Here is a 14,050-nt window from a genome sequence, read left to right as displayed (position 1 = left end):
AATGTCTACTTGACGTGGATAAGACCTATATATACTATGTAATAGCCTTTAACCTTGTCCGACGTTTCTGCGCTCCCGGATCAGCATCTAGAAAAATTTCAGTAAAAAGGGTGGAGCAAGTAATGAGTTTTGAGTATGTATTTAGTCTTGGATTAACCCTTATTCAATACCTCCTACTGTTCTTCTGGGCATATTGGATGCTCATCAGTCTCTTCGGCTTTGGAAAACCAAAGAGACTGAAAGAATATGAGCCTTTGAAAAGATTTCTTCTCATGATTCCTGCGCACAACGAAGAAGCGGTTATTGGACACCTTGTAGAGAATCTTCATAACATGGACTACCCGAAGGAGCTCTATGAAGTGTGCGTTATTGCTGATGGATGTAAGGATAAAACAAGTGAAATCGCTAGAAAACTTGGTGCTACAGTTATTGAACATACATACCTGCCAGGAGAACAACAGGGGAAACCTTATGGAATCAAATACGCAATTGAACAGTATGGAGATAGGTTAATCGATGATTTTGACGGCATCGCCTTCTTCGATGCCGACAACCTAGTCTCGTTGAACTATTTAAAGGAAATGAATAACCACTTGTTGAACGGTGATAAATTAATACAATGTTACCTGGATTCTAAGAATCCAAATGACAACTGGGTGACCATAGGTTACTCCGTAAGCTACATTTTCATGAACCGCTCTTGGCAGCTTGCTAAGTCCAGATTAGGCTTAGGAAACGCGATCGGTGGAACTGGGTTCTGCGTAGATACGACTCTATTCAAAAACATCGGTTGGACCGCTCGTTCCTTAACGGAAGACCTTGAATTTACTATGCAGTGTTTGCTTGAAGGTGTACCAGCTAAATGGTGTCACTTTGCGCGCGTGTACGATGAGAAGCCGGAAAGTTTCAAATCTTCCTGCATTCAACGTCTCCGATGGGCAAGAGGGCATTGGGATGTTTGCTTTAAATACGCTCACAGGTTAATTTGGAGATTCATTAGCAAGCTAGACTTCAAAGCTTTTGATGGTTTTATGTACCTTATTAATCCTGGCAAGATTGTTTTAAGTGCTATAACAGGTCTCTTTATATTCATGTCCATTGCTACCGACTTATTAGACGCTCATCATTTGATTCCTTGGCAAGTTTGGATAATATGCTTGTTATTCCAATTCATTTACGTAGGATACGCACAGTTTCTCGATTCGAAAAATAAAGTAAGCATCTTCCGGAGCTATGTATACCTGTACTTCTTCAATCTAACTTATGTACCACTGTTCCTTTGGTCACTCATTACAATGAAGAACGTAAATTGGAATCCTACAAAGCATACAAGAGCTATTCATTTGAGCGATATTGAAGTAGAAGAATAGATTCGATTGTTAATCCTCTTTCTAGATTACCAAAGCCGCAGGGAGCGTAGGTCCCATACGGCTTGTTGTTGCTTACTCATGCTCTTGATGTGCTACTTATCAAATCGCTTACGGCTGTACACCGCAACTGCTGCAACGATGGAAACGACCATCCATGCCACGCAGATCAATAAATCACTTGTGATTTCTCCCATAGTGACACCCGCGCTGACGCCGCCCATAATATCGATAAACTTCTGCGTAGGCAAATAGTTTACGAAGCTCATCATGAATTCGCTGTCTAACATGGGAGCGAACATCGGGGCCATAACGAAGATAATCAGAACCGGCACACCGATGATGGAGGACTCTTGTACGGTACGCGACATCAAACCGATGATTAAACCCAGCGCAATGAACATGATAAGCGAGATGAGAATCAGCAGGGACGGAATTCCCCAGCTCACCTCCGGCACTTCCGAGACGGCCACCGAAGCGATCACAGCGATCACTGTTAATACGAAAGTAAGAAAGCTTTTACCCATCAGAATCTCGGTTGTACTTGCAGGCGAGAGCATCAATACGCGCAGGGTTTGCTTCTCCTTCTCTTCCGCGACCATCATCGCCAGCACGAACGCACCTGTCATCGACAGGGCAAGCAGAATCGGGAAGCTCAATATCATCATGTCATCGCCTGTTGTACCGTTGGCCCCCATCCTACTGAACAGGAAGGCAAACAGGATCGGCATTCCCATCATCAATAGAATTTGCGGGTTACGGATACTATCTTTCCACTCTTTATTTATAATGGCTTGCAGTCTCTTCATGGAAAATGTCATTGCAATTCCCTCCCTGTCATTTGTACAAAAATATCGCCTAACGTAGGTTCATTCGAATGGATCGATAATAGCTTGCCTTCTTGCATCCATTGGCCAATGCGCTGCGCACTCTCTTCGCTCTGCTGCAGCACCAGCTTGCCCTCACCCTCCACCAGAACCGTCATCGATTGATCGGCATGCGCCAGACGCAGCTGCTGCGGGGTATCAATCGCTTTGATCACGCCATCATGGATAAAGGCTACACGATCACACAGACTCTCCGCTTCCATCATATTGTGGGTCGTCAGAAAAATGGTGGTCCCTTCCCGATTCAATTTCCGCAATCCCTCATGAATATGCAGGGCATTGGCCGGGTCTAACGCCGACGTAGGCTCGTCCAGGAACAAGAGGTCCGGCTTGTGAAGAATGGCGCGTGCCAGCATCACTCGTTGCTTCATCCCTTTTGAGAGTTTCTTCACCATCGTTTTACGGTCATTGGCTAGATTGACCTCTTCCAGAACTTCGGCAATCCGCTTCAATTCCACATCGTACAACTTGCAGAACAGTTCCAGATTGTCTTGGATGGTGAGTCTTTCATATAAAGCGCTGTTATCGGTCAATATCCCGATCCGGCGCTTATGGTTGGCATCATTCATTTTATTGATAGGTTGACCGAATACTTTAACGGTGCCGGAGGTTGGAAGCAGTTGGGAAGTCAAAATTTTTACCGTCGTTGTTTTGCCCGATCCGCTTGGACCCAAGAATCCGAATATTTCGCCCTGATTAATATGAAATTGGATATGCTGTAACGCACTCTTGTTTCCGAATGCCTTCAGCAGCTGATTGACTTCAATGATTGGTTGCATGCTTGATCCATCCCTTCGGGTTTTCGTTATCGCCTTACACACTTCATGTTAAGGTAACGCCAGAAAAGCCGCATTATATAAGGGATGAAAGGAGTATATCTGCCATTGAAACCTGCGATTTCTGCCTTGAACGGAGCAGCAATTCGGATGAACAAACCGCAATCAAATGCCAATGATCTTCTTTAATTCATCATATTTATTCTTGGATAGCGGAATAGAGCTCTTGGTTTGGTCGTCCAGGATTAAGCTGTAGCTGTTCCGTGTCCATGTGATGACTTCGCGGACCTTCTGCAGATTTACCAGGTACGAGCGGTGACAACGATAAAAACCAAAACCCTTGAGTCTCCCTTCCAGATCGCTCAACGACATGGAACAGGCATAGGTCCCTTGGAGAACATGGAGATTCGCGACACCCTCATGACTCTCGATATAATCAATCTCCGTCGGATCAAACAGAATGAGCTTGTCTCCCACCTTGGCCGGAATCTTCTCAAAACGCATGGGCTGGACAAAAACAGGAACCTGGTTTCCCGCTGGCTCCGGTTGTAAGTCTAGATCTACCGCCCTGACACTGGCGCCGGTTTCGGTAGACAACGATTTATCAGGTGAAGCGCTTATCTCGGCTTCTTCCCGCTTTGTTTCCATACCGGACTCCATCTCTGCTGTTGTATTAGGCGCAATCAACGTGACTTGGTTCTCTTTTTCTTCTGATAGAGTCCTCGCAAAAACCTCAGCGGATATGAAGTTTTTAGTAACGGAATCAGCTTCAGTGGGTGTACTTACCTGCTTCCCTACCATTGAAATAACTGGCTCTCTATCTCTATTTCTATCATTTGGGTTAAGGAGATTCTGTTCTTCTTCCGCCGTCTCCAGCTTCTTAAATCCGGTATGGCTATATAAGTACACATCATTGGTCATGGATATGGCTTGTTCCAGAACCATTGTCGTGATAATGATCGCTGTGCCTTCCTCCATCAGAGCCGGTATTAGATTACGAATGATATAACTTGTCTCAAGATCGACGTTCTGCTCCGGATCTTCCATGAATAGAACCTGCGGATTATGTACGAGTGCGCGTGCGATGGACAATCGGCGCACTTCTGATGAAGTCAGCCGCGACACTCGGCTATCCCGCTTCTCTGCAAGTCCTAGCCGCTGCAATAACAGGTCCGTATCCGGCTCCGCCTCGTAGAGACGAGCGTAAAATTGAAGAAATTCGCTGACCTTCAGTCGCTCATAAGCTGTATCGGACAAAAGTTGAATCCCTATTTTCCTTCTAATGTCGCGTGTATTATGGGGTGTCAGCGCCTCTCCGTGAATCCATACGGAACCCTCGGATATCGACGTCTGCCCGATCATGGCGAGTAATAATTGATGTCCTAATTCATGATTACATTGAATAACAACGCATTGACCTGCTGTCACTTCAAGGTCGATATGCGGAATTAATACGGTACTGCCGGATGTCTTCTGCACGTGTCGTAGCTGTACTACACTCATCTGATTTGATATCCCCCTAGAATGTTGTTCCAACATTCCTATTTTAGTGGAATGATTTGGCTGAAACTACTATTTATTTCGGATAATTCGCTAGCAGATGCTATTTCCCGAGAAATAATGACAAGGGATTTAGACAAAGGGTTGAGATTTGTATGGATATTTTTGCATAATAAAATAATTTGTGTTTATTTAAGTTGATCGCATAATCTACAGTCATCCAGTTAATATATCAATATATAAAACACATGTTATGTCCGAATTCTGCGGTCTCCGCATAATATCTAATCCGCATTCATTTAGAAAAAGGAACAAAAAACATGCGCTCACATTATCCGTGAGCGCATGGCTTGTACTTGTTCCATCTATAGTGGAAAAAGGATAAAACTGCCGTATTCCTGCATCCGGTTCAGATTCAGTATTCAGCTACGCATCGTCTTCGAAATCAAATTTCAATCAGGCGATATGGCGGTATCAGGTGGATTACGTTCGATCTTGCTATCCATGCATATGTTGCCGCGCGTCACCGCACACAGAAGTTTAGAGAAGGTTACTGGTTATTTCTTTACAGGCCCGGTAGATGCACCAACCACCAATTCCGCCGGCAATCGCTTCTCAACGGCTACATCATCGTGATTCATGATGCCCAGTACCGTCTCGATCGCCAGCCTCCCCATCTCTTCCTCGTTCTGCCGCATATGGGTAAACAAATAACCCTCGCCGATATTTAGCTGCGGACTGTCGAAGCATATGATGGATACATCCTCCGGCACCCGCAGACCGAGGCGCTCGGCCGCAACCTTGGCCAGCAAAGCAATGTTATATTCGATCGCAAAAAAGGCAGTAATCGAAGGGTGATCCTGCAGATGCTGCACGATCCGCTGGATTTCACGTTCAATATTGCTCTCATGGAAGGCATTGGGCAAAGTGGCCGTCACATCGCTAATCCAGATTTCCTTATCAAACGCGATGCCCCGGGCGGCATGAGCCTGCACGAACCCTTCAATCCGTTCTTCAACCGCTGTCGTATCTCTCGGTGGAGGAGACAGCAGGGAAATATGACGGTGACCCAAATCGAATAAATGCTCCACCGCCTGCACGGCTGCCTCAAGATTATCTGTACTAATGGAAGCCGCTGCGACTCCCTTCAGCTTGCGATCAATCAGGACAAGCGGGAAACGGGCAATGACCATCTTTAATATTTCAGCATTGAAATATTCCCCCTGAGCGGGAAATACAATGAGTCCGTTCACGCCGAGATTACGCAGCTTCTGAATGGATAATTCCTCATTATCCTGGTCTCCAAACGTTCTGCGCAGCACCAGAAAGCAGTCATTCTCCCTCGAATACTGCTCCATGCTGTAGACCAGTCGTGTGCCGTAGCTTGAAGAAAAGTCCGTAATGACAAGACCGATCATCTTCTCCCGGCTGGCCCCTGCAGCATCTGCACTCTCGGAGGAGAATGGTTCCCTGTGCACCACAGGCTCATCCGGATCGGCTACGAACGATCCCTTGCCCGGCTTGCGTACAATCACGCCTTCGGCCGCCAGCAGGTCCAATGCTTTTTTGCTTGTGATTCGACTAACTCCGTATTCATCCGCGAGTTCCTTCTCCGAAGGGACTTTATCGCCTATCCGAAAAATATGGGTTGAGATCTTTCGCTTCATCTCATTAAAAATTTGTTCATACATCGGCTTCGTGGAAGCTGCATCTTTCAAATTGATATCCCTCCAACGGTACTCCAAAACCTGCTAATTTATATAACAATATAACATGATATATTTAAATTGTCCATGTTGAACGGATACCACTTACAAATTAAATGCAATCTGAACAGTCTCAACCATGACAAAACAGCGCCGAAGGATGGTCTTTCGCCAGAAAGACTCATGCTAAGGGCGCTGTCTCTGTCGACTACCTAATTCATTTTGCCGATGCTGGATGTACCCGCTCAAACAGAGCACGCCAATCAGGCTGACCGGCTGAGCTGTTCTATTCCTTCACAGCCCCCAGAACGATTCCGTGGATTAAGTAACGCTGCAGAAACGGATAAATGAGCAGAATTGGAATCATGGAAACCAGAATTTTGGCCGAGTTCAAGGTCGTGTTGGAAATTTTATTGAACTGCTGCAGCTGTTCGACCGAGAGATTCTGCATCTGGTCGCGCGTCAAACTGAGCTGCTGCAGATAGGTTTGAAGCGGTATTTTTTCGCTGTCATTGATCAGGATGATTCCGTCAAAGAAGTTGTTCCAGTGACCGACGATGACAAACAGGGTAATGGTCGCCAGACTGGGCATGGAGATCGGGATAAAGATCTTGAGCAGGATTTTCAGCGGACCGGCACCATCAATGAATGCGGCCTCCTCCAGCTCCTTCGGAATGCCCTTGAAGAAGTTCATCAGGAGAATCACGTTGAAGACAGGAACCGCACCCGGCAGAACCAGTGCCCAGATGCTGTTGATCAACCCCAGCTTGCTGATCACCATATACCAGGGAACGATCCCGCCGCTGAAGAGCATCGTAAACACGATAATCCACATATATTGGTTTCTCGATCGGAACTGCGTGACGCTCCGCGACAACGGATAGGCCATGAGGATGGTCAAAATCATGTTGATCGCGCCCCCAAGCAGCACCCGTTCCACGGATATGAGAAACGCCTTCCAAAACTTCGTGTCATTCAATATCTGCCCGTAGGATGAGAAGTTCAGCTCCACCGGAAAAAAGTAGACCTTGCCAGCATTAACAGCCGTGCTGCTGCTGACAGACACCATAATCGTATTGACGATGGGAGCCAGCGACACAAATGTAATCAGAACGAGCGCGAGCATAATCATCAGGCGGGATAGCCTTGAGCCCAGCGTTTTGGATTGAATCATGCTAACCCTCCTAGAAAATCCTGTACCCCGCATACCTCGAGGCCAGCCTGTAGGATATAACAATCAGAATAAAGCTGATGACCGATTTCATCAGTCCGATCGCCGTTGCGAACGAATACTGCATATTGATCAGACCCATGCGGTACACAAACGTATCGATAATATCACCCGTCTCATATACCAGCGGATTATACAGGTTGAACACCTGGTCAAATCCCGCATTCAGCACATTGCCGAGACTTAGCGTGCCCAGCAGGATGATCGTCGGAAACATGCCCGGCAGCGTGATATTCAGCGTCTGCTTCCAGCGGCTTGCGCCGTCCATTGCGGCCGATTCATACAAAGCCGGGTTAATCGCCGTCAACGCAGCCAAATACACGATCGTCCCGTATCCGAATTCCTTCCAGGTATCCGTCACGATGAGCAGCGGCCTGAACCAGTCGTTGCTTGCCAGAAACATGATCCGCTCCAGCCCCAGAAACTCAAGGAAATTGTTAATCATGCCGTCAAAGGAAAAGATCATGGTCAGCATCGTACCCAAGACCACCCATGACATAAAATGCGGCAAATACACGATGGTTTGAATCGTGCTTTTGAAGAGCTTCAGACGCACCTCATTAAGCAGCAGGGCGAACACGATCGGTACAATCAATCCGAGAACAATCTTCCCGACCGCGATGACCAGCGTATTCACGAAAATCTGTTTGGCATCCGGCAGTTGAAACATATACGTGAAATTGTCGAGTCCTGCCCATGCGGAGCCGAATATCCCCTTTGCGGGGATGAACTTTTGAAAAGCCATGACCACCCCGAACATCGGCACAATCGAGAAAATGAACAGCATCACCATGCCGGGCAGCAGCATCGCATGATAGGTCATTTCGTCAAAGGTTCTTCGTTTCTTTTTCCTCCGGTATCGAACTTCCCGCTCTGAATTGACAGTTGTTTCCACTTGCGCCATCGTCCGCTCCACCTCCATCATGTCCCTGTCAGGACAGGCATTATCGAATGAAAAGCCCGCGCGGATGACCACCAATAGCCCTCCGCGCCAAGGCTCCTGCTTTTCTTATCTGCTGCTCATCTGGTTGACCTCTTCCGTAATCTCATCGCCGCCGGTACGCTTCCAGGTGTCCACAAACTTATCGAATTCATCAACGGGGGCTTGGCCCATGATGATTTTCAATATCGTCTCTTCTTCGAGCTTTTGGAGGTTGGCCCACTTCAGCTTCATCGTCTCGGTGGTTCCGTAGAAGCCTGCAGGAATCACTTCCAGATTCGGATTGTTCGCTTCGCGTTGACCCTCGATACGGGAGAGGTATTCGCCATAGGTGTTCACATCGACGGCATTGCCTTTCTCCTTAAACTCCTGATATGCCTTGAAGGATACCACCCTGTCCTCCTGAACGGCCGAAGCATCCCCGGATTGATCCGCCTTCATCAGATCGTCGTAATAACGCTTCAACACGTCGTCATAATCCACTTGCATCGGAATTTGCGTCGGATCATTGTTCCAACGACTGGCATCGGTCAGCATCTCGTCCGGATGCTCTTTCTTGTAGTTGATTGCATCATCCGTCAAGGAGTACAGGAAATCCGTAGTCAGATTGACCGACTTCATGATCGCTTCGGGATGGGCAAAATCCTTCTTCACCACGACGATACCGCCGCCCACCGGATCCTGACGGATCGTTTTGAATTTGCCGTTCTCGTCTACCGGTGCCGATACGGCAACCCAGACAGCATCGGGATCCTGCTTGATCGAGTCCTTGTAGTTGGTGTAGCCGATCCACCATGGATTAAACAGCATGCCTACCTGACCGTTGATCACAAGCGCTTCCTTCTCTTCATTCGACCGGACGGCGAACTGTTTATCTATCAAACCTTCCTTGTACATGGCGCTCAGCTCCGTCAGCGCCTGCTTCATCTCGGGCTGAACCGATCCATATACGACCTGGCCGTCCTTCTCGATCCAGTTCATCGGAAAGGCGCCATGCGCAGCGAATACCGGCGTAAAGTTCATGGCGTTGGAATCCATCACCATTCCGACCGTCTTGCCTGTTCCCGAGGCGTCCTTTTCCACGAATGTTCTGGCGAGGTTCCATACGTCCTCGACGGATTCCGGCATCTTCGCGCCGACTTTATCCACCCAGTCCTTCCGAACCCACAGCAGCTGGTGCTGGTTGCCGATATTCGTCATCGGAAGGCCCATGATTTTACCGTCGACCTTCACCTGGTTCAGCAGCAAGTCGCCATAGGAAGCGTAGATATTCTTGACCCCGTCGGATGCGGTCTTCTCGTACACCTCCGTCATATCGGCAATCAGGTCATTATCCACCAGCTGGTTGAAAATATCGCGGCTGACCAGCATAACGTCCGGCAGATCGCCCGTTGTCATCGATAACGAGAGCTTCTGATCCATATCGTCCGTCTCCCAAGCCACCTTGGCTTTCACATTCACCCGGTCCTCCACGTATCGGGTAGCCAAATTGTCCTCAATTGTATCGCCTGGTGGCAGGTTGTTCACATGATTGGTATTCCGGCCGATCGTAAATTCCACCGGTGTCTCATATTTTCCGTAAGGCTCATAATCCTGCTCTGAAATTTCCGGCTGCGCGTTATCACTCTTGCCCCCGCCGCAGCCGCTGAATACGACCAGCATCATGCAGCCGAGCAGCAGAGAAGCCATCTTTCTGCGTTTGTTCATCCTGTCATCCCCTTTTTTCTTGTTTTGGTTGATAATCAAATTGTATGCGGTTTCAAAATTGGCGTATATGCAACATTTTTTGGATATGTATCACTTTTTTCATGACCTTCTTGTTCTCCACTTCAAACTACAAAAAAAGCGGCTGCCTCAGCACACCGCTTTCATGACCAATGCTATGGACGGAATAACGCTCGCTGTTCAGGAAGCCGGAATGACCATCGATACTTCCGTTCCGCTGCCTGACTCACTATGAATATCGAGTCCGTAATCCTGTCCGTAATACAGCTTGATCCGGTCATTCACGTTCCGAACACCGCAGCCCCCGCTCTCTCCGGCCAGCAGCCTCGCCGCCTGCACGGGAGTCATGCCCACCCCGTTATCGCTGACGATTAGTTTAATTCCCCCTTCGACCTGGCTGACCCCAATGTGGATCTGGTGATCTGCCCCTCTGGCCTCCACAAATCCGTGTTTGATGGCATTCTCCACAATCGGCTGCAGAATAAAATGGATGACCTCGGTATGCAACACTCTCTCATCAATATGATAATCGACGTCAAACCGCCCATCATTCATAATAAGCTGCAAATCCAGGTAAGCCTTGATGTGCTGCACCTCATCCTTGATCGTTGCCATATGCCTCCCCTGATTCAGGGTCGTTCTATAGAACCGGGCCAATGCCGATACCATATAACTCGTTTCGATATCCGCCTTCTTCTCGGCCCTCCACCGGATAATGGAGAGGGTGTTGTATAGGAAGTGCGGATTAATCTGATTGATCAGCTTGTTATATTCGCTTTCCCTCTTGGCGATTTCGGCTTGATACACCTGGGAGATAAGGCTGTTGATCCGTTTCAGCATTTTGCCGATGCCGTTGGTCAGCTCACCGAATTCATCCCTGGACGAGCTTTGGATAATGACATCCAGATTGTTCTGCTCCACCTTGTCTACTTTGTTCTTGATATGGATAATTCTGCGCGTGAAATTGTTGGAGATCACATAAATGAGCAGGAAGGTAATGATCAAGCTGAGGATCATGACAAACAATGTAATTTGAAAAATACCGAGCGCATTGGCGTACGCATTCGTGTTCAGCAAATGGTAGTGAACCGTCCAGCCATTGTTAGCGAGTGATCGGCTTAGGCTCAGCCCGCTCGGCTCCCCATCCTCCAAACCGGCAGATGCATCCGGCGCCTTGCTTTCCTTGAATATCACCCGCTGCTCAGCATCCTCGATATGAACCGCCACATGCTCCGACAGCTTGTCCAGGTCTGCAAAGATGCTGTCATGCTGAATGGAAATGACCATGAAATTGCTATCCTTCGGATTGCTGATCAGCTCCTGAACGAGATAAAGCTTCTCCCCGTCCACAATCCAGCGCCTGCCCCGAAATCCGTCATACCAAGACTTGCTCTTAAGATCCCCGATCGGCAAAATATTGTCGCGAATCCCCAGCAGCTCACCGGATGTATAAAAGGTAATGGCCTCAATATCCTCGTCCATCAGCCGGATGTTCGAGATCAACGGCTCCAGGATGTCCCGGAAATCCAGGTACATGTTAAAATAGTTCTCTTCGTAATCCTTAATGAAAATTTGGGATAAATCCCGATTCAGCACCATGAACTCGCTCAGCGTATTATACCGGTTAATCTTGTAATCCATAATGTTCGCCACCTGCTCCAGGCTGGCTTCGGCCTCGCTCCGCAGTTCCTTCATCTGAATGCGATAGGACTGAATGAAGGAGAGCAGCCCGAGCAGAAGAATGGGAATGAGTGCAATCACCAAGTGGGACAGCAGCAGCTTGTTGCGGAACCTGATATCATTGAACTTGTTCTTGATCCACCCGATCATGGAGCACCCCGCACTCTCTATACTGTATCGGACTCACGCCGAACTTGCTTTTGAACAGCTTGGCAAAGTAGGAATGGTTATCGATGCCAACCGCTACAGCGATATCATTGACCTTCATATTGGAATTCTGGAGCAGATGGCTTGCCCGCCGCAAGCGGTAATCGGTCAAATACTTCGAGAAGTTCTCGCCGGTCTCTTTCTTGAACAAAATACTTAAATACCCCGGGGACAGATATACATCATGGGCTGCATCCGACAACGAAATGTCCCGCTGGTAATGATCCTTCACATAATCCTTGACCTGAAGGATGACCTTGGATTCCAACGACTCCTGCTGGTAGTCCCCTCCATAAGGGCTGATCTGGGTAATGTCCTCCATCACCTCCAGAAACTCCTCCCTGACCAGCGGCTTCAGCAAGTAATTGACCACGCCCAGCCGGATGGCGCTGCGGGCATATTCAAATTCGTCATAACCACTGCAAATGACAATCTTTAGATCCTGCTGCATCTTTCGGGCTTGTTTGCTTAGCGCAAGTCCGTCCATCAGAGGCATTCTAACGTCGGTGATGAGGATATCAATCGCATTTTCCACCAGAATCCGCTCCGCGCTCATTCCGTTCTCGGCCTCCAATACTTGAAAGGGGAAGCGGTACTGAGAGATCAAATCCTTAATGCCTTCTCTTTGAACGGACTCATCGTCAACAACAAGAACATTAAACATCATGAAATCTCCTTTGCATATGAAAAGTATGGGAAATCATACAGGAAAATATAGGTTGTTATAAATGGTATGCCTGTTATGTCGTAGTATATCATAGAATCCGGAAAGGGCTTTCATAATCATGTTTAACCCTGCTTATCCGTTTCCCCTTTGGATAACTTGAACTATGCATGATCATCACGACGGTTGCCAATCCTATACATCATATTCTTTATTTAGCGGGGAGGGAGATTATTTGGAGCGTTTTGACCCGGAACTGGTCTTTTTTGAGCCGGACGCGTTGGAGTATCCGCTTGGAAAGAAGCTGTATGCATGGTTTGAAGAATTAGGTACCCCCATTAAAATGACGACCTCTCATAATAGGGTGACCGGCATTCCAGGAGAATCGGAAACTGAAAAATACCGCAACGCCAAGAGAACGCTGGTTGTCGGGATCAGGAAAACATTGGACTTCGATACCTCCAAGCCGTCAGCGGAATATGCCATCCCGCTAACCACAGGATGTGCGGGACATTGTCATTACTGCTACCTGCAAACGACGATGAGCTCGAAACCCTATGTGCGGATTTACGTGAACCTGGATCAAATCCTGGATAAAGCAAAGGCCTATATCGCGGATCGGGCCCCGGAGATTACGCGTTTCGAAGCTGCTTGCACGGGGGATCCCGTATCGCTTGAGCATTTGACCGGAGCACTTGCCTATTACATTGAATTTATGGCCAAGCAGGAATATGGCCGACTGCGATTCGTGACGAAGTTCGCCAACATCGATTCCCTTCTGAATATCGATCACGGCGGCCATACCAGGGTCCGCTTCTCCATCAATTCCGATTATGTCATCCGTTATTTCGAGCCGGGCACCTCTTCCTTCGAAGAACGGATTGAAGCCGCGGGCAAAATTGCCGAAGCCGGATATCCGTTAGGTTTCGTCATTGCCCCGATCGTCAAATATGACGGATGGCAAGAGGGATACTGGCATTTGTTAGAGAAGCTTCATGAGCGATTAAGCCATGTGGAGGTAGAGGATCTGACGTTCGAGCTCATTCAACACCGCTTTACCAAAACGGCCAAAAACACCATATTAAAGCGTTACCCCAAAACCAAACTGAATATGGACGAGGAAGATCGGCAGTTAAAATGGGGAAGGTACGGAAAGTTTAAATATGTCTATAAGGCCGAAACCGTCGAGGAATTCCAGCAGTTGTTCGAGAAGGGGATCCAAGAATATTTCCCTCGTGCGAAAATTGCCTATTTTGTTTAATTGCAGAGACTTGAGGGGCCCAGGCGGTTATTATATGTCTCCAATCACAACATAACGGACACCTCAGGGTGCCCGTTATTCGTATGATCTGTATCTATTCCTTCTA

Annotated in this window: 10 protein-coding genes and 2 pseudogenes; 2 read left to right on the top strand and 10 right to left on the bottom strand. The window is 47.8% G+C overall.

Features of this window, described 5'->3' with window-relative positions; translation table 11 throughout:
• Positions 1–122: 122 nt before the first annotated feature.
• Positions 123–1,370 carry a glycosyltransferase family 2 protein gene (locus tag PAEVO_RS22655; protein WP_165789736.1) on the top strand — a complete coding sequence of 416 codons (1,248 nt, stop codon included), beginning with the start codon at positions 123–125 and terminating at the stop codon, positions 1,368–1,370.
• Between the two features lie 92 nt (positions 1,371–1,462).
• Here the strand turns inward: PAEVO_RS22655 and PAEVO_RS22650 are convergent, their stop codons facing one another.
• From PAEVO_RS22650 to PAEVO_RS22610, 10 genes and pseudogenes are all read right to left on the bottom strand, one after another.
• Positions 1,463–2,188, bottom strand: a complete 726-nt coding sequence (locus PAEVO_RS22650; RefSeq protein ID WP_100539790.1) for an ABC transporter permease — start codon at positions 2,186–2,188, stop codon at positions 1,463–1,465.
• Entirely contained in the window at positions 2,185–3,033 is an 849-nt protein-coding gene (locus PAEVO_RS22645) for an ABC transporter ATP-binding protein (RefSeq protein ID WP_100539789.1), read from the bottom strand. Before PAEVO_RS22645 ends, PAEVO_RS22650 begins: the two co-directional genes overlap by 4 nt.
• A 162-nt stretch (positions 3,034–3,195) precedes the next feature.
• Positions 3,196–3,573 (bottom strand): annotated as a pseudogene (locus tag PAEVO_RS34840) (LytTR family DNA-binding domain-containing protein); the annotation flags it as partial.
• A gap of 504 nt (positions 3,574–4,077) precedes the next feature.
• Positions 4,078–4,533: pseudogene (locus PAEVO_RS34835) on the bottom strand (ATP-binding cassette domain-containing protein); the annotation flags it as partial.
• A 554-nt stretch (positions 4,534–5,087) separates the two neighbouring features.
• Positions 5,088–6,248, bottom strand: coding sequence for a GntR family transcriptional regulator (locus PAEVO_RS22635; protein WP_100539787.1), 1,161 nt, complete (start codon positions 6,246–6,248; stop codon positions 5,088–5,090).
• 274 nt (positions 6,249–6,522) lie between these two features.
• Positions 6,523–7,410, bottom strand: coding sequence for a carbohydrate ABC transporter permease (locus tag PAEVO_RS22630; protein WP_100539786.1), 888 nt, complete (start codon positions 7,408–7,410; stop codon positions 6,523–6,525).
• Between the two features lie 10 nt (positions 7,411–7,420).
• Positions 7,421–8,290, bottom strand: a complete 870-nt coding sequence (locus PAEVO_RS22625; RefSeq protein ID WP_243390928.1) for an ABC transporter permease — start codon at positions 8,288–8,290, stop codon at positions 7,421–7,423.
• A gap of 186 nt (positions 8,291–8,476) precedes the next feature.
• Positions 8,477–10,114: an extracellular solute-binding protein gene (locus PAEVO_RS22620; protein WP_100539785.1), complete on the bottom strand. Its 1,638-nt coding sequence runs from the start codon at positions 10,112–10,114 to the stop codon at positions 8,477–8,479.
• 198 nt (positions 10,115–10,312) lie between these two features.
• A complete protein-coding gene (locus PAEVO_RS22615) occupies positions 10,313–11,962 on the bottom strand; it encodes a sensor histidine kinase (protein ID WP_100539784.1) in 1,650 nt (549 codons plus the stop codon).
• Positions 11,931–12,683 (bottom strand): response regulator transcription factor, encoded by a 753-nt coding sequence (locus PAEVO_RS22610; protein ID WP_243390903.1) that lies wholly within the window; start codon positions 12,681–12,683, stop codon positions 11,931–11,933. Before PAEVO_RS22610 ends, PAEVO_RS22615 begins: the two co-directional genes overlap by 32 nt.
• A gap of 235 nt (positions 12,684–12,918) precedes the next feature.
• Between PAEVO_RS22610 and splB the strand changes: the two genes are divergently transcribed.
• Positions 12,919–13,944, top strand: coding sequence for a spore photoproduct lyase (splB, locus tag PAEVO_RS22605; RefSeq protein ID WP_100539782.1), 1,026 nt, complete (start codon positions 12,919–12,921; stop codon positions 13,942–13,944).
• The last annotated feature ends 106 nt before the right edge of the window (positions 13,945–14,050 follow it).

It is taken from the genome of Paenibacillus sp. GM2FR (assembly GCF_002803325.1).
GTDB lineage: Bacteria > Bacillota > Bacilli > Paenibacillales > Paenibacillaceae > Paenibacillus_AQ > Paenibacillus_AQ lautus.
This window is presented reverse-complemented; position numbering and strand designations above follow the sequence as displayed.

Excerpts from the sequence above, each read along its gene's own strand:
- PAEVO_RS22650 (WP_100539790.1), bottom strand. The coding sequence starts at position 2,188 with ATGACATTTTCCATGAAGAGACTGCAAGCCATTATAAATAAAGAGTGG.
- PAEVO_RS22655 (WP_165789736.1), top strand. The coding sequence starts at position 123 with ATGAGTTTTGAGTATGTATTTAGTCTTGGATTAACCCTTATTCAATAC.
- PAEVO_RS22615 (WP_100539784.1), bottom strand. The coding sequence starts at position 11,962 with ATGATCGGGTGGATCAAGAACAAGTTCAATGATATCAGGTTCCGCAAC.
- PAEVO_RS22645 (WP_100539789.1), bottom strand. The coding sequence starts at position 3,033 with ATGCAACCAATCATTGAAGTCAATCAGCTGCTGAAGGCATTCGGAAAC.
- PAEVO_RS22630 (WP_100539786.1), bottom strand. The coding sequence starts at position 7,410 with ATGATTCAATCCAAAACGCTGGGCTCAAGGCTATCCCGCCTGATGATT.
- PAEVO_RS22620 (WP_100539785.1), bottom strand. The coding sequence starts at position 10,114 with ATGAACAAACGCAGAAAGATGGCTTCTCTGCTGCTCGGCTGCATGATG.
- PAEVO_RS22625 (WP_243390928.1), bottom strand. The coding sequence starts at position 8,290 with ATGACCTATCATGCGATGCTGCTGCCCGGCATGGTGATGCTGTTCATT.
- PAEVO_RS22610 (WP_243390903.1), bottom strand. The coding sequence starts at position 12,683 with ATGTTTAATGTTCTTGTTGTTGACGATGAGTCCGTTCAAAGAGAAGGC.